At 33.3% G+C, this 13,863-nt stretch carries 23 protein-coding genes; 22 read left to right on the top strand and 1 reads right to left on the bottom strand.

The features are described from left to right. Nucleotides 1-108 precede the first annotated feature (108 nt). Entirely contained in the window at nucleotides 109-1,761 is a 1,653-nt protein-coding gene (locus tag FP421_RS13520; RefSeq protein ID WP_159951478.1) for a ShlB/FhaC/HecB family hemolysin secretion/activation protein, read from the bottom strand. 175 nt (nucleotides 1,762-1,936) lie between these two features. On the opposite strand from FP421_RS13520, the gene rpsL reads away from it, so the two are divergent. The 22 genes from rpsL (at nucleotide 1,937) to rpsE (ending at nucleotide 13,853) form a co-directional block, all read left to right on the top strand. Next, nucleotides 1,937-2,311, top strand: coding sequence for a 30S ribosomal protein S12 (gene rpsL / locus FP421_RS13515; RefSeq protein WP_015482216.1), 375 nt, complete (start codon nucleotides 1,937-1,939; stop codon nucleotides 2,309-2,311). Between the two features lie 27 nt (nucleotides 2,312-2,338). After that, on the top strand, nucleotides 2,339-2,815 hold the full coding sequence (gene rpsG / locus FP421_RS13510; protein ID WP_114426016.1) for a 30S ribosomal protein S7: 477 nt from the start codon (nucleotides 2,339-2,341) through the stop codon (nucleotides 2,813-2,815). Between the two features lie 3 nt (nucleotides 2,816-2,818). Next, nucleotides 2,819-4,936, top strand: a complete 2,118-nt coding sequence (gene fusA / locus FP421_RS13505; RefSeq protein WP_159951476.1) for an elongation factor G — start codon at nucleotides 2,819-2,821, stop codon at nucleotides 4,934-4,936. Between the two features lie 19 nt (nucleotides 4,937-4,955). Further along, nucleotides 4,956-5,261: a 30S ribosomal protein S10 gene (gene rpsJ, locus FP421_RS13500; RefSeq protein ID WP_068363283.1), complete on the top strand. Its 306-nt coding sequence runs from the start codon at nucleotides 4,956-4,958 to the stop codon at nucleotides 5,259-5,261. A 334-nt stretch (nucleotides 5,262-5,595) separates the two neighbouring features. After that, the gene (rplC, locus tag FP421_RS13495; protein ID WP_159951474.1) at nucleotides 5,596-6,213 is read left to right on the top strand and encodes a 50S ribosomal protein L3; all 618 of its coding nucleotides are present in this window, start codon (nucleotides 5,596-5,598) and stop codon (nucleotides 6,211-6,213) included. Continuing rightward, a complete protein-coding gene (gene rplD / locus FP421_RS13490; RefSeq protein ID WP_159951472.1) occupies nucleotides 6,213-6,842 on the top strand; it encodes a 50S ribosomal protein L4 in 630 nt (209 codons plus the stop codon). Before rplC ends, rplD begins: the two co-directional genes overlap by 1 nt. A 4-nt stretch (nucleotides 6,843-6,846) precedes the next feature. Continuing rightward, nucleotides 6,847-7,137 (top strand): 50S ribosomal protein L23, encoded by a 291-nt coding sequence (rplW, locus tag FP421_RS13485; RefSeq protein WP_159951470.1) that lies wholly within the window; start codon nucleotides 6,847-6,849, stop codon nucleotides 7,135-7,137. Between the two features lie 11 nt (nucleotides 7,138-7,148). Then, on the top strand, nucleotides 7,149-7,973 hold the full coding sequence (gene rplB, locus FP421_RS13480; RefSeq protein ID WP_159951468.1) for a 50S ribosomal protein L2: 825 nt from the start codon (nucleotides 7,149-7,151) through the stop codon (nucleotides 7,971-7,973). A gap of 7 nt (nucleotides 7,974-7,980) precedes the next feature. Then, on the top strand, nucleotides 7,981-8,259 hold the full coding sequence (rpsS, locus tag FP421_RS13475; protein WP_114426004.1) for a 30S ribosomal protein S19: 279 nt from the start codon (nucleotides 7,981-7,983) through the stop codon (nucleotides 8,257-8,259). 6 nt (nucleotides 8,260-8,265) lie between these two features. After that, nucleotides 8,266-8,670 carry a 50S ribosomal protein L22 gene (rplV, locus tag FP421_RS13470; RefSeq protein ID WP_114426002.1) on the top strand — a complete coding sequence of 135 codons (405 nt, stop codon included), beginning with the start codon at nucleotides 8,266-8,268 and terminating at the stop codon, nucleotides 8,668-8,670. Nucleotides 8,671-8,681: 11 nt separating this feature from the next. Continuing rightward, complete coding sequence (rpsC, locus tag FP421_RS13465) at nucleotides 8,682-9,398, top strand: 30S ribosomal protein S3 (RefSeq protein WP_159951466.1); 717 nt, start codon at nucleotides 8,682-8,684, stop codon at nucleotides 9,396-9,398. 22 nt (nucleotides 9,399-9,420) lie between these two features. Continuing rightward, the gene (rplP, locus tag FP421_RS13460; protein WP_159951464.1) at nucleotides 9,421-9,852 is read left to right on the top strand and encodes a 50S ribosomal protein L16; all 432 of its coding nucleotides are present in this window, start codon (nucleotides 9,421-9,423) and stop codon (nucleotides 9,850-9,852) included. Between the two features lie 11 nt (nucleotides 9,853-9,863). After that, nucleotides 9,864-10,055 (top strand): 50S ribosomal protein L29, encoded by a 192-nt coding sequence (gene rpmC, locus FP421_RS13455; RefSeq protein WP_114425997.1) that lies wholly within the window; start codon nucleotides 9,864-9,866, stop codon nucleotides 10,053-10,055. Nucleotides 10,056-10,075: 20 nt separating this feature from the next. Then, entirely contained in the window at nucleotides 10,076-10,333 is a 258-nt protein-coding gene (gene rpsQ, locus FP421_RS13450) for a 30S ribosomal protein S17 (RefSeq protein WP_091891527.1), read from the top strand. 1 nt (nucleotide 10,334) lies between these two features. Then, complete coding sequence (rplN, locus tag FP421_RS13445) at nucleotides 10,335-10,703, top strand: 50S ribosomal protein L14 (RefSeq protein WP_068363309.1); 369 nt, start codon at nucleotides 10,335-10,337, stop codon at nucleotides 10,701-10,703. 14 nt (nucleotides 10,704-10,717) lie between these two features. Next, complete coding sequence (rplX, locus tag FP421_RS13440) at nucleotides 10,718-11,020, top strand: 50S ribosomal protein L24 (RefSeq protein WP_159951462.1); 303 nt, start codon at nucleotides 10,718-10,720, stop codon at nucleotides 11,018-11,020. An 8-nt stretch (nucleotides 11,021-11,028) separates the two neighbouring features. Next, nucleotides 11,029-11,580, top strand: coding sequence for a 50S ribosomal protein L5 (rplE, locus tag FP421_RS13435; protein WP_159951460.1), 552 nt, complete (start codon nucleotides 11,029-11,031; stop codon nucleotides 11,578-11,580). A 3-nt stretch (nucleotides 11,581-11,583) separates the two neighbouring features. Then, nucleotides 11,584-11,853, top strand: a complete 270-nt coding sequence (gene rpsN, locus FP421_RS13430) for a 30S ribosomal protein S14 (protein ID WP_091891535.1) — start codon at nucleotides 11,584-11,586, stop codon at nucleotides 11,851-11,853. Nucleotides 11,854-12,014: 161 nt separating this feature from the next. Beyond that, nucleotides 12,015-12,413, top strand: coding sequence for a 30S ribosomal protein S8 (gene rpsH, locus FP421_RS13425; protein ID WP_159951458.1), 399 nt, complete (start codon nucleotides 12,015-12,017; stop codon nucleotides 12,411-12,413). Between the two features lie 10 nt (nucleotides 12,414-12,423). Then, complete coding sequence (gene rplF, locus FP421_RS13420; protein WP_159951456.1) at nucleotides 12,424-12,969, top strand: 50S ribosomal protein L6; 546 nt, start codon at nucleotides 12,424-12,426, stop codon at nucleotides 12,967-12,969. 11 nt (nucleotides 12,970-12,980) lie between these two features. Further along, entirely contained in the window at nucleotides 12,981-13,325 is a 345-nt protein-coding gene (gene rplR / locus FP421_RS13415) for a 50S ribosomal protein L18 (RefSeq protein ID WP_159951454.1), read from the top strand. Nucleotides 13,326-13,328: 3 nt separating this feature from the next. Next, a complete protein-coding gene (rpsE, locus tag FP421_RS13410) occupies nucleotides 13,329-13,853 on the top strand; it encodes a 30S ribosomal protein S5 (protein WP_109403420.1) in 525 nt (174 codons plus the stop codon). Nucleotides 13,854-13,863: the final 10 nt, after the last annotated feature.

The following is a 13,863-nucleotide window of genomic DNA, read 5'->3' as shown; positions in this document are numbered from 1 at the left end:
AAGTCCAAAAATCTTAAATTAATCTTAAAGCACCAACTTTTTAACATAAAAAAGACAAGAAAATGTTAAGGTATTTTTAAAAAAGTTGAGAAATTACCTCTATAATCATTAAAAAAACATCCTCATGCTGAAAATAATTTTAGAATCTGTAAAACTGAATTCTTCATTCAAAACATAACCAATATTGATACGACTGTTCTTTGAAAAAAATGAATATCCAAAACCTAAGCCCAGTAAGTTTTTTTGTTTAGAGGTTAATTTAGCTGTTCCAAAATCTGTAATAGAGTAGAGATATGTTTTTGATGATGTTAAATATCTATATTCTAAATTGAAATATGAATAACTGCTGGTAAAAATACTTTGTTCATTATATCCTCTTATAGATTCTACACCGCCAATTCTAAAAAGTTCATTGTTTATCAATGAATCTGAACTTAAATAACCGGTTTTATTTTTGATGTAAAAATTACTTCTTTGATTTAAATCCCATATATATGAGATTGTAGCGTCAATTTTAAATTGATTGGTTGTGTCAGAATTGGTTTTTCTTTGCCCAAGAGTTGGATTAACTTCAAGAAAAAAATGATGATTAAAAAAAACATCATTTTTAGGAATTCTGTATAGAAATTGTAGGCCAATAAAATAATTGTTAAATGTTTCTATGTTATTTGCTATTGTTGTTTCAAGGTTTTTCGAAGTCTCAGAGTTATAGGTGACTCCAAGTTTGATCTTAGGGTTAATATTGTAAAATAGTTTAGAATCGAATTTTGTATTTAGAAAAGTAGAATCTTGTTTGTAAATAGAAAATGAAATTTCTGGTGAAATCTTAGAGTTTAAAATATATGGTATTTCTGTCGATAACTTAAATTCTTGTCTTTCTTCGCCAATACTGTTCCAGAATAAATTAAATTTTTCACCCGTATTTAAAATATTATGCAACTTTAAGTCGATATTTCCATTAAATAAAATGCCTCCATTTTCTTTTGATGTAAAATTTACAATACCATCAAAACTATTGTTTTGTTGTTTTTTTAAATACAGGTATAAGAATGTGGAGTCTTTTGTAAATAAAACTTCTGGTGGTTTTATTTCTTTCGCAAATTCTAGACCTTTTGAAAGAGAGGATACGTTTTTTATTTTTGGTTGATTGAATATGGTTTTGTCATTTAAATCAAAGTAATTTTTTAAGAACGATCTAGGGAATTCTTCATATCCTTTAATAACAACTTTGTTTATCTTTCTTTTTTTTGATTCATTTATGTGTAAATCAGCAAATAAAATATTGTTTTTGATTGATATATTTTCAAGTTGAATTTTTGAGAAAGATTTTCCTTCACTGTCTAGCTTCTTGGAAATGCCTAAAAGTTTTGTCTGTAAACTTTTGATAGGAATAGTAACCGAATGCCTATTGATTTTATATTCATCAAAATAGATTTCAAGTTCTTTGTTGATGTTTAGTGTTGCCTTGTTAATTTTAAAGCCCAAAGAAAAGAATGCAGTGATTGTCTTTCTCTTTTTTGTAACACTATCTATAGTGTTGGTGAAATAACCATTATTTTTTAAGTAATCAGAGATTTTCTGAATTTCATCAAGAATCTTGGTAGAGTCTTTGTGTTTTTTATGAAAATCAATCTTTTTTAAAACTGATTTCTCAATTTCTTCTGTAGAAGTTAATTTTAATTTATATTCTTGAGACGTTAATCCGTAAGAATTAATTAATAAAAAAAAACTATATATATAAGGTATAAATTTACTCCTCAAACTCTTGTATTCTTTAACTTCAAAAGTAATTTAAAATCAGATAAGTAAATATAAAAAACAATAGTTTAGAAAAATAACTTGCTGATATTTGAATAATTAGAAATTAGTTGTACATTTGCAGACCCTTAAAAATAGGGTAATGTTTAATATAAACGTAAAACAATAATTATTTAGTATGCCAACTATTCAACAATTAGTTCGTAAAGGAAGAACCAAAATAACTAAGAAGAGTAAATCGGCTGCGTTACAAGGAAGTCCACAAAGACGTGGTGTTTGTACACGTGTTTATACTACTACGCCAAAAAAACCTAATTCAGCAATGCGTAAAGTTGCCAGAGTTAGATTAACAAATGGTAATGAGATAAACGCATACATTCCAGGTGAAGGACACAACTTGCAAGAGCACTCGATAGTATTAGTTAGAGGTGGAAGGGTAAAAGACTTACCAGGTGTAAAATATCACGTAGTTCGTGGTGCTTTAGATACTGCAGGAGTTGAAGGAAGAACGCAACGTAGATCAAAATACGGAGCGAAACGCCCAAAGAAGTAAAATTATTAACTTTTTTAATGTAAAGACATGAGAAAAAGAAGAGCGAAAAAAAGAGAGCTTTTACCGGATCCAAAGTTTAATGATCAGTTAGTTACACGTTTTGTAAATAACTTGATGTGGAGTGGTAAGAAATCTGTAGCGTTCAAAGTATTTTATGATGCAATGGATATCATAGAAGAAAAAAAGACTGATGAAGAAAAATCAGCTTTAGAAATTTGGAAAGATGGTTTGTCTAATGTAATGCCTCACGTAGAAGTAAGATCTCGTAGAGTAGGTGGTGCAACATTCCAAATCCCAATGCAAATTAGACCAGATCGTAAAGTATCTATGGCTATCAAATGGATGATTTTATATACTCGTAAGAGAAATGAAAAAACCATGGCGCAACGTTTAGCTGCTGAAATTTTAGCTGCGGCTAAAGAAGAAGGAGCTGCTGTTAAGAAAAGAGTAGATACACACAAAATGGCAGAAGCAAACAAAGCATTCTCACACTTCAGATTTTAAGAAATGGCAAGAGATTTAAAATTTACAAGAAATATTGGTATTGCAGCACACATTGATGCTGGTAAAACCACAACTACAGAACGTGTATTGTACTATACAGGAGTTTCTCATAAGATTGGAGAGGTTCATGATGGTGCAGCAACAATGGACTGGATGGAGCAAGAGCAGGAAAGAGGTATAACAATTACTTCTGCTGCAACTACTTGTACATGGCAGTTTCCTTTAGAAAATGCAAAACCAACTCCAGAAACTAAAGGATATCACTTTAATATTATTGATACTCCTGGTCACGTAGATTTTACTGTTGAGGTAAATAGGTCTTTACGTGTATTAGATGGTTTAGTATTCTTATTTTCAGCTGTTGATGGTGTTGAGCCTCAGTCAGAAACTAACTGGAGATTAGCTGATAATTATAAAGTACCAAGAATTGGTTTCGTTAATAAAATGGATCGTCAAGGATCTGATTTCTTAAACGTAAATACTCAGGTAAAAGAAATGTTAGGTTCTAATGCAGTGCCTATTGTTTTACCAATTGGTGAGGAAGGTGACTTTAAAGGAATTATTGATTTGGTTAAAAACAGAGCTATTGTGTGGCATGATGAAACACAAGGTGCAACTTTTGATGTAATTGATATTCCAGAAGAATTAAAAGAAGAAGCTAGAGAATACAGAGCTTTATTGATAGAAGAAGTAGCAAGTTACGATGAGAATTTGTTAGAGAAATTCATGGAAGATGAAGATTCTATTACAGAAGATGAAGTACATGCTGCATTAAGAGCTGCTGTAATGGACATGGCAATCATTCCAATGATTTGTGGTTCAGCATTTAAAAATAAAGGAGTTCAATTCTTATTAGATGCTGTGTGTCGTTATTTGCCTTCTCCATTGGATAGAGGTAATGTGATAGGTACAGATCCTGATTCAGGAGATAAAATTGAGAGAAAACCAGATGCAAAAGAGCCTTTTTCAGCTTTAGCATTTAAAATTGCTACAGATCCTTTTGTAGGTCGTTTAGCATTCTTTAGATCATATTCAGGTAGATTAGATGCAGGTTCTTATGTGTTGAACAATCGTTCAGGTAAAAAAGAGCGTATCTCTAGAATCTATCAAATGCACGCAAATAAACAAAATGCTTTAGATTATATCGAAGCAGGTGATATTGGTGCTGCTGTAGGATTTAAATCTATTAAAACAGGTGATACTTTATCTGATGAAAAGAATCCTATTGTGTTAGAATCAATGGATTTTCCAGATCCCGTAATTGGTATTGCTGTTGAGCCTAAAACAAAAGCTGATGTTGATAAACTAGGTATGGCTTTAGGTAAATTAGCAGAAGAAGATCCAACATTTACAGTAAGAACTGACGAAGCTTCAGGTCAAACAATTATATCAGGAATGGGTGAGTTACACTTAGATATTATTGTAGATCGTTTAAAGCGTGAGTTTAAAGTTGATGTAAATCAAGGTCAGCCACAAGTTGAGTACAAAGAAGCAATTACTGCTGCTGCAAATCACAGAGAGGTTTATAAAAAGCAATCTGGTGGACGTGGTAAATTTGCTGATATTGTGTTTACTATGGAGCCTGCAGAAGAAGGTGTTCAAGGTTTACAGTTTGAATCTATTATTAAAGGTGGTAACGTTCCAAAAGAATTTGTACCATCAGTAGAAAAAGGATTCAAAGAAGCAATGAAAAATGGTCCATTAGCAGGTTATGAAATGGATTCAATGAAGGTTACTTTAAAGGATGGTTCTTTCCACCCTGTAGATTCTGATCAATTATCATTCGAATTAGCTGCAAAATTAGGTTACAAAGCTGCTGCAAAAGCTGCAAGAGCTAAAATTATGGAGCCAATTATGAAGTTAGAGGTGTTAACTCCAGAAGAAAATATGGGTGATATCGTAGGGGACTTAAATAGAAGAAGAGGTCAAGTATCTGATATGTCAGATAGGGCTGGATCTAAAGTTGTAAAAGCAACAGTGCCATTATCAGAAATGTTTGGTTATGTAACTGCTTTAAGAACAATGTCTTCTGGTAGAGCTACTTCTACAATGGAATTTTCTCACTATGCAGAAACTCCATCAAATATTTCAGAAGAAGTAATAGCTGCTGCTAAAGGTTAATCTACTAATAATATAAAAGATGAGTCAAAAAATTAGAATAAAATTAAAGTCTTACGATTACAATTTAGTAGATAAATCTGCTGAAAAAATAGTAAAGACGGTAAAAAGTACTGGTGCTGTTGTAAACGGACCAATACCATTACCAACACATAAAAAGATTTTTACAGTATTGCGTTCTCCACACGTAAACAAAAAATCTAGAGAGCAATTTCAATTAGCTGCTTACAAAAGATTATTAGACATCTATAGTTCTTCTTCAAAGACTATCGATGCTTTAATGAAACTTGAGTTACCAAGTGGTGTTGAAGTTGAGATTAAGGTGTAGTTAATTTCCGATGTCACACTGAGTTTGTCTAAGTGTCTCGGAATTTAAACCAAATAAGTATTTAACTTTCGGTTTAATTTTGTTAAACCGAAAGTTTTTTATACTTTTGCAGCCCGAAATAGAGTAGGGTGATGCTATTTCTTTTGAAATAGTAACATGTCCAGAGCGTTTCGCGAAGGAAAAACGGTAAAAACAAATTCAGTGTAGAAGATGTTTTTGCGCTGTTTTTTTTGAAAGAAATTCAAAGGATTTGAGTGAAACATAAGTTTCAAAACAATAATTATTAATAATAGACGCGCTGGATATTAGTTCTATCGTCTAAAATTTTAACTAAATGTCTGGGTTAATAGGAAGAAAAATTGGAATGACCAGCTTATTTGATGAAAACGGGAAGAATATTCCTTGTACGGTAATCGAAGCAGGTCCTTGCGTTGTTACCCAAGTCAGAACCGAAGAGGTTGACGGATACAATGCGTTGCAAATTGGTTTCGATGACAAAAAGGCGAAGAGTTCTAACAAAGCGTTAGACGGTCACTTTAAAAAAGCTGGCACCACTGCTAAGAAAAAAGTCGTTGAATTCCAAGGATTTGAAGAAGAGTACAAATTAGGAGATTTGATCACAGTAGAGCACTTTGCTGAAGGAGAATTTGTTGATGTGTCAGGTGTTTCTAAAGGTAAAGGTTTTCAGGGTGTAGTAAAACGTCACGGTTTTGGTGGTGTTGGTCAAGCTACTCACGGTCAACATAACCGATTAAGAGCTCCTGGTTCAATTGGTGCTGCATCTTATCCTGCAAGAGTATTCAAAGGAATGCGTATGGCAGGAAGAATGGGTGGAGAAAAAGTGAAAGTACAAAACTTAAGAGTGTTAAAAGTAGTTGCTGAGAAGAACTTACTTGTTGTTAAAGGAGCTATTCCTGGACACAAAAACGCTTTTGTAACTATTCAGAAATAATGAAAGTAGCAGTTTTAGATATTACAGGAAAAGATACAGGTAGAAAGGTTGAGCTTTCTAAGGATGTATTTGGTATAGAGCCTAATGATCATGCTATTTATTTAGATGTTAAGCAGTACTTGGCAAACCAACGCCAAGGAACGCATAAGTCTAAAGAGAGAGCTGAAATTACTGGTTCTACAAGAAAGATAAAAAAACAAAAAGGAACTGGTACTGCTAGAGCAGGTTCTATCAAGTCTGGTGTTTTTAGAGGTGGAGGACGTATGTTTGGACCAAGACCTAGAAATTATTCTTTTAAATTGAATAAGAACTTAAAGCGTTTGGCTCGTAAGTCAGCTTTAAGTATTCAAGCAAATGATAAAAACTTAGTAGTAGTTGAAGATTTTAATTTTGATTCTCCAAAGACTAAAAACTTTGTAAATGTATTAAAGGCTTTAGAATTAGATACTAAGAAATCTTTGTTTGTGTTAGGTAGTGAAAGTACAAATGTGTACTTATCATCACGTAACTTAAAAAACTCTAAAGTAGTTAAAGCTTCAGAAATTAATACGTATGGTGTGTTAAACGCTAATACAGTTGTGATTACTGAAGGTTCTTTAGAAGGAATTAACTCAAATTTAAGCAAATAGGGATATGAGTATTTTAGTAAAACCTATTATTACGGAAAAAGCAACAAGCGATAGCGAATTATTTAATCGTTACACATTTGTTGTAGATAAAAGTGCTAACAAAGTAGAAATCAAAGAAGCTGTTGAGGCTGCTTATGGAGTTTCTATTTCTAGTGTAAAAACTTTAAATTATCCAATCCAAAGAAACACAAAGTATACTAAAAAAGGTTTAGTTACTGGTGTTAAAGGTGGGTATAAAAAAGCGATTGTGCAGTTAGCTGAAGGAGAAAGTATTGATTTTTATAACAATCTTTAAGAAAAGACAGAATGTCAGTTAGAAAATTAAAACCAATAACACCAGGTCAGCGTTTTAGAGTTGTAAATGGGTTCGACACCATAACAACTGATAAGCCGGAAAAGTCATTATTGGCTCCGAAAAAAAGATCTGGAGGTCGAAACAATCAGGGTAGAATGACAACACGTAATATTGGTGGTGGTCATAAACAAAAATACCGTATTATCGATTTTAAAAGAGATAAAAAAGGTGTTCCTGCAACAGTAAAAACTATAGAGTACGATCCAAATCGTACAGCATTTATTGCTTTAGTTAATTATACTGATGGTGAAAAACGTTATGTAATTGCTCAAAACGGTTTAAAAGTAGGTCAAACTATCGTTTCAGGTTCTGGTGTTACTCCAGAGATTGGAAACACAATGCCGCTTAGTGAAATTCCTTTAGGAACAACAATTTCATGTATAGAATTACATCCAGGTCAAGGTGCTGTTATGGCGCGTTCGGCTGGTTCTTTTGCTCAATTAATGGCAAGAGAGGGTAAATATGCAACTGTGAAGTTACCTTCTGGAGAAACTAGGTTAATCTTATTAACTTGTACAGCAACTATTGGTGTTGTGTCTAATTCAGATCACCAATTATTAGTATCTGGTAAAGCAGGTAGAAGAAGATGGTTGGGTAGAAGACCAAGAGTTAACGCTGTAAGAATGAACCCTGTTGATCACCCAATGGGAGGTGGTGAAGGACGTTCTTCTGGAGGTCATCCAAGATCAAGAAATGGTATTCCTGCTAAAGGATTCAAAACTAGATCTAAGACTAAAGCTAGTAATAAGTACATTATCGAACGTAGAAAGAAATAATTAAGTTATGGCAAGATCATTAAAAAAAGGACCTTACATTCACTATAAATTAGAGAAAAAAGTGTTGGCTAATGTAGAATCTGGTAGCAAATCTGTAATCAAAACTTGGTCTAGAGCAAGTATGATATCTCCAGATTTTGTAGGTCAAACTATCGCTGTTCATAATGGACGTCAGTTTGTACCAGTTTATGTTACAGAAAACATGGTAGGGCATAAATTAGGCGAATTTTCACCAACTCGTTCTTTTAGAGGACACGCTGGTGCAAAAAATAAAGGAAAAAAATAGTAGGAAATGGGAGTTCGTAAAAAAAATATGGCAGATCAGTTAAAAGCAGATAGAAAGCAACGTGCTTTCGCGAAGCTTACTAACTGTCCTACGTCACCAAGAAAAATGCGTTTAGTAGCAGATCAAGTAAGAGGTGTTGAAGTTGAAAAAGCTTTACAAATCTTAAAGTTCAGTCCTAAAGAAGCATCAAGAAATTTAGAGAAATTGTTATTGTCTGCAATTGCAAACTGGCAAGCTAAAAATGAAGATGCATCAATTGAAGATGCTGGATTATTTGTGAAATCTATCTATGTAGATAGCGCAGGAATGTTAAAAAGATTAAGACCTGCTCCACAAGGTCGTGCACATAGAATTCGTAAGCGTTCTAATCACGTTACTTTAGAGTTAGGTAGTAAAAATTTAAGTAATTAATCAAAGTAGAAATGGGACAAAAAACTAATCCAATAGGAAATCGTTTAGGAATCATCAGAGGTTGGGAATCTAACTGGTATGGTGGTAATGACTACGGAGATAAAATTGCTGAAGATGATAAGATAAGAAAGTATATTTATGCTAGATTATCTAAAGCAAGTGTTTCTAGAGTAATTATAGAGCGTACTTTAAAACTTGTAACCGTTACTATTACAACAGCACGTCCAGGTATCATTATTGGTAAAGGAGGTCAGGAAGTAGACAAGTTAAAAGAAGAGCTTAAGAAAATTACAGGTAAAGAAGTTCAAATTAATATATTTGAAATTAAACGTCCAGAATTAGATGCAAGATTAGTTGCAACTAGTATTGCACGTCAAATTGAAAATAGAATTTCTTACAAGAGAGCAATCAAAATGGCTATTGCTGCAACTATGCGTATGAACGCTGAAGGAATTAAGGTTCAAATTTCAGGTCGTTTAAACGGAGCAGAAATGGCACGTTCTGAGCACTATAAAGAAGGTAGAATTCCTCTTTCTACTTTTAGAGCTGATATTGATTATGCACTTGTAGAATCTCATACTACTTATGGAAGAATAGGTGTTAAAGTATGGATTATGAAGGGTGAGGTTTATGGTAAAAGAGAATTATCTCCGTTAGTTGGCTTGTCTAAGAAACAAGGTGGTAAAGGTGGTGATAGATCTAAGCGTCAACCTCGTAGAAGAAAATAATTTTTAAAATTAGAAATTAAAAATGTTACAGCCAAAAAGAGTAAAATACCGTAAGGTACAGAAGTCGAAAGGGAATATGACTGGTAATTCTCAAAGAGGGAATCAACTTTCTAACGGAATGTTTGGTATCAAATCTTTAGATCAGAACTTATTAACTTCTCGTCAAATAGAAGCAGCTCGTATCGCGGCAACTCGTCATATGAAAAGAGAGGGGCAACTTTGGATTAAAATTTTTCCAGACAAGCCTATCACTAAGAAACCTTTAGAGGTTCGTATGGGTAAGGGTAAAGGAGCACCAGATCATTTTGTTGCAGTTATTAAACCAGGTAGAATTTTGTTTGAAGTTGGTGGAGTACCAATGCACGTAGCAAAAGAAGCTTTGCGTTTAGCAGCTCAGAAACTTCCTGTAAGAACGAAGTTTGTAATCGCAAGAGATTTTGATATTAACGCATAATTCGATATAAAATGAAACAATCAGAAATTAAAGAATTATCTACAGCAGATCTTAATGAGAAGTTGGGAGCGTTGCAAAAGAATTATACTGATCTTAAAATGGCTCACGCAATCACTCCACTAGAGAACCCATTGCAGTTGAGAAGTTTAAGAAGAACTGTAGCAAGAATTGCAACAGAATTAACAAAAAGAGAATTACAATAATTCTATAGTCAGTTTTAAAGATGGAAAAAAGAAATCTTAGAAAAGAGAGAATTGGTGTTGTTTCTAGCAGCAAAATGGAGAAATCTATTGTTGTTTCTGAAACTAAAAGAGTTAAGCACCCAATGTACGGAAAGTTCGTATTAAAGACTAAGAAGTACGTTGCACACGACGAAAAGAATGATTGCAACGAAGGTGATACTGTTAGGATCATGGAAACAAGACCTATGAGTAAATCTAAACGTTGGAGATTAGTAGAAATCCTAGAAAGAGCTAAATAATATGTTACAGACAGAATCAAGATTAAAAGTAGCAGATAATACTGGAGCTAAAGAAGTTTTAGTAATTAGAGTTTTAGGAGGAACAAAAAAACGTTACGCAAGTATTGGAGACAAGATTGTTGTATCTGTTAAAGCTGCAACTCCTAACGGAACTGTAAAAAAAGGTCAAGTATCTAGAGCAGTTGTTGTAAGAACTAAAAAAGAAGTAAGACGTAAAGACGGATCTTATATCAGATTTGATGATAACGCTTGTGTACTTTTAAATCCTACAGAGGAAATGAGAGGAACACGTGTATTTGGTCCTGTTGCTCGTGAGCTTCGTGAGAAACAATTCATGAAAATAGTATCATTAGCACCTGAAGTGCTTTAAATCATTATACAGAAATGAAGAAGTTCAAAATAAAATCAGGAGATACTGTAAAAGTAATTGCAGGAGATCATAAAGGATCTGAAGGTAAGGTTTTACAAATTATCAAGGACAACGATAGAGTATTAGTAGAAGGTGTAAACTTAGTTTCTAAGCACACTAAGCCAAGTGCTCAAAATCCTCAAGGTGGTATTGTAAAAAAAGAAGCATCATTGCACATCTCTAACGTTATGTTAGTAGAAGAAGGTGTAGCTGTAAGGGTTGGTTATAATGTTGATGGAGATACTAAAACAAGAATCTCTAAAAAAACTAAAAAATAGTAGTAATCATGAGTTACGTACCAAGATTAAAAGCAGAATACAAAGAAAGAGTCATTAAAGCTCTTACTGAAGAATTCAGTTACAATAATGTAATGCAAGTACCAAAATTAGAAAAAATAGTTGTTTCTAAAGGTGTTGGTGCTGCAATTGCAGATAAGAAATTAATAGATTATGCTGTAGAAGAGTTGACTAACATTACAGGTCAAAAAGCAATTTCTACGATGTCTAAAAAAGACGTTGCATCATTTAAATTACGTAAAGGAATGCCAATTGGTGTAAAAGTTACGTTAAGAGGTGATAAGATGTATGAGTTTTTAGACAGATTAGTTACAGCTTCTTTGCCTCGTGTAAGAGACTTTAACGGTATAAAAGCTAATGGATTTGATGGAAGAGGTAATTACAATTTAGGAATTACTGAACAAATCATCTACCCAGAAATCAATATTGACAAAGTTAAGAAAATCGGAGGAATGGATATTACATTTGTAACATCTGCAAATACTGATAAAGAAGCTAAGTCGTTATTAGGAGAATTAGGTTTACCATTCAAAAAAAATTAAGAAATGGCTAAAGAATCAATGAAAGCTCGCGAACGCAAAAGAGCAAAAACAGTTGCAAAATACGCTGAAAAGAGAAAAGCTTTAAAAGAAGCTGGTGACTATGAAGCTTTGCAAAAATTACCAAAAAATGCTTCACCAATAAGAATGCACAACAGATGTAAACTTACTGGTCGTCCTAAAGGATATATGAGACAATTTGGTATTTCTCGTGTAACGTTTCGTGAAATGGCTAATCAAGGGTTAATACCAGGTGTTAAAAAAGCAAGTTGGTAGAAATCATTAATAAAGCTTAAAAATAAAAATAGAATGTGTATCTTTGCACGCTCTATTTTTTTTGAGTATAAGAATTTTAACTGATTATAGGTTCGATTTTCACAGTGAAAACTGTAGGTAAATAGAGATAATTGAAAACCGTAATCGCAATTTAAATAAATATGTATACAGATCCAATCGCGGATTTTCTTACAAGAGTAAGAAATGCAATCGCTGCAGGACACAGAGTAGTGGAAATTCCAGCTTCGAACTTGAAGAAGGAAATGACTAAGATTTTGTTTGATCAAGGGTATATTTTAAGTTATCAATTTAATGATGAGTCTGTTCAAGGAACCATCAAAATTGCTTTAAAATATGACAAAGACACAAAAGAGTCAGTAATTAGAAAAATTCAACGAATCAGTACACCAGGTTTACGTAAATACGTTGGCTCTAAAGAGATGCCAAGGGTATTAAACGGACTTGGAATTGCTATTGTTTCTACATCTAAAGGTGTAATGACAAACAAAAAAGCACGTTTAGAGAATGTTGGAGGAGAAGTTTTATGTTACGTTTATTAAATCTTGAAAGATGAGTAGAATAGGAAAAAATCCCGTTAGCATCGCACAAGGTGTAGATGTAAGCATAAAAGACAATGTAGTAACTGTAAAAGGAAAATTAGGTGAGTTAACTCAAACTATTTCAGAAGGAATTACAGTGAAAGTAGAAGATGCACAAGTTGTATTAGAAAGAGCATCTGAAAGCAAAGACCATAAAGCTCAACACGGATTAATGAGAGCCTTAATCAATAATATGATAGAAGGTGTATCTAAAGGTTGGACTAAAGAATTAGAATTAGTTGGTGTAGGTTATAGAGCATCAAACCAAGGTCAAAAACTAGATTTAGCACTAGGATTTTCACATAATATTGTTTTAGAATTAGCTCCAGAGGTTAAAGTTGAAACAGTATCTGAAAAAGGGAAAAATCCAATCGTTAAATTAACTTCTTATGATAAACAATTAGTTGGTCAAGTAGCTGCGAAAATTAGAGGTTTCCGTAGACCAGAACCATACAAAGGTAAAGGAGTTAAGTTTGTAGGAGAACAATTAAGAAGAAAAGCAGGTAAATCTGCATAAGATATAGCATTATGGCATTATCAAAATTACAAAGAAGAGCTAGAATTAAGCGTAGAATCAGAAAGATTGTTTCTGGTACAGCTGCTAAACCAAGATTATCGGTTTACAGAAGTAATAAAGAAATTTACGCTCAGTTAGTAGACGATGTAAACGGAGTAACATTAGCTTCAGTTTCATCTAGAGATATAAAAGCAGGTACAAAGGCAGAAGCTTCTGCAGCAGTTGGTAAATCAATCGCTGAAAAAGCTACCAAAGCTGGAGTTGAAACAGTTGCTTTCGATAGAAATGGTTATTTATACCATGGTAGAGTTAAAGTATTAGCAGACGCTGCAAGAGAAGCTGGTTTAAAATTTTAAGAAATTATGCAAGGTTATAAAAACGTAGAAAGAGTTAAACCAAGCGGATTAGAGCTTGTAGATAGATTAGTAGGTGTACAACGTGTAACTAAAGTAACAAAAGGTGGTAGAGCATTTGGTTTCTCTGCAATTGTAGTTGTTGGTGATGGTAACGGAGTTGTTGGACACGGATTAGGAAAGTCTAAAGATGTTTCTTCGGCAATTGCGAAAGCAGTAGAAGATGCAAAGAAAAATTTAGTAAGAATACCTATTTTAGAAGGTACATTACCTCATGAGCAAAAAGGTAAGTTTGGTGGAGCAAAAGTATTCATTAAGCCTGCTTCTCCTGGTACAGGGGTTATTGCTGGTGGTGCAGTACGTGCAGTATTAGAGTCTGTAGGTGTGCATGATGTATTATCTAAATCTCAAGGATCTTCTAACCCTCACAATGCAGTAAAAGCAACTTTTGATGCTTTATTACAATTACGTAGTGCATCTGCAATAGCGAAGCAAAGAGGAATTTCTTTAGAAAAAGTATTTAACGGATAAATCTAAAAGA

Origin of the sequence: Polaribacter septentrionalilitoris (assembly GCF_009832745.1) — a bacterium.
GTDB lineage: Bacteria > Bacteroidota > Bacteroidia > Flavobacteriales > Flavobacteriaceae > Polaribacter > Polaribacter septentrionalilitoris.
This window is presented reverse-complemented; position numbering and strand designations above follow the sequence as displayed.

Coding starts and splice junctions, on each gene's coding strand:
- rpsL (WP_015482216.1), top strand. CDS start 1,937: ATGCCAACTATTCAACAATTAGTTCGTAAAGGAAGAACCAAAATAACT.
- rpsG (WP_114426016.1), top strand. CDS start 2,339: ATGAGAAAAAGAAGAGCGAAAAAAAGAGAGCTTTTACCGGATCCAAAG.
- fusA (WP_159951476.1), top strand. CDS start 2,819: ATGGCAAGAGATTTAAAATTTACAAGAAATATTGGTATTGCAGCACAC.
- rpsJ (WP_068363283.1), top strand. CDS start 4,956: ATGAGTCAAAAAATTAGAATAAAATTAAAGTCTTACGATTACAATTTA.
- rplC (WP_159951474.1), top strand. CDS start 5,596: ATGTCTGGGTTAATAGGAAGAAAAATTGGAATGACCAGCTTATTTGAT.
- rplD (WP_159951472.1), top strand. CDS start 6,213: ATGAAAGTAGCAGTTTTAGATATTACAGGAAAAGATACAGGTAGAAAG.
- rplW (WP_159951470.1), top strand. CDS start 6,847: ATGAGTATTTTAGTAAAACCTATTATTACGGAAAAAGCAACAAGCGAT.
- rplB (WP_159951468.1), top strand. CDS start 7,149: ATGTCAGTTAGAAAATTAAAACCAATAACACCAGGTCAGCGTTTTAGA.
- rpsS (WP_114426004.1), top strand. CDS start 7,981: ATGGCAAGATCATTAAAAAAAGGACCTTACATTCACTATAAATTAGAG.
- rplV (WP_114426002.1), top strand. CDS start 8,266: ATGGGAGTTCGTAAAAAAAATATGGCAGATCAGTTAAAAGCAGATAGA.
- rpsC (WP_159951466.1), top strand. CDS start 8,682: ATGGGACAAAAAACTAATCCAATAGGAAATCGTTTAGGAATCATCAGA.
- rplP (WP_159951464.1), top strand. CDS start 9,421: ATGTTACAGCCAAAAAGAGTAAAATACCGTAAGGTACAGAAGTCGAAA.
- rpmC (WP_114425997.1), top strand. CDS start 9,864: ATGAAACAATCAGAAATTAAAGAATTATCTACAGCAGATCTTAATGAG.
- rpsQ (WP_091891527.1), top strand. CDS start 10,076: ATGGAAAAAAGAAATCTTAGAAAAGAGAGAATTGGTGTTGTTTCTAGC.
- rplN (WP_068363309.1), top strand. CDS start 10,335: ATGTTACAGACAGAATCAAGATTAAAAGTAGCAGATAATACTGGAGCT.
- rplX (WP_159951462.1), top strand. CDS start 10,718: ATGAAGAAGTTCAAAATAAAATCAGGAGATACTGTAAAAGTAATTGCA.
- rplE (WP_159951460.1), top strand. CDS start 11,029: ATGAGTTACGTACCAAGATTAAAAGCAGAATACAAAGAAAGAGTCATT.
- rpsN (WP_091891535.1), top strand. CDS start 11,584: ATGGCTAAAGAATCAATGAAAGCTCGCGAACGCAAAAGAGCAAAAACA.
- rpsH (WP_159951458.1), top strand. CDS start 12,015: ATGTATACAGATCCAATCGCGGATTTTCTTACAAGAGTAAGAAATGCA.
- rplF (WP_159951456.1), top strand. CDS start 12,424: ATGAGTAGAATAGGAAAAAATCCCGTTAGCATCGCACAAGGTGTAGAT.
- rplR (WP_159951454.1), top strand. CDS start 12,981: ATGGCATTATCAAAATTACAAAGAAGAGCTAGAATTAAGCGTAGAATC.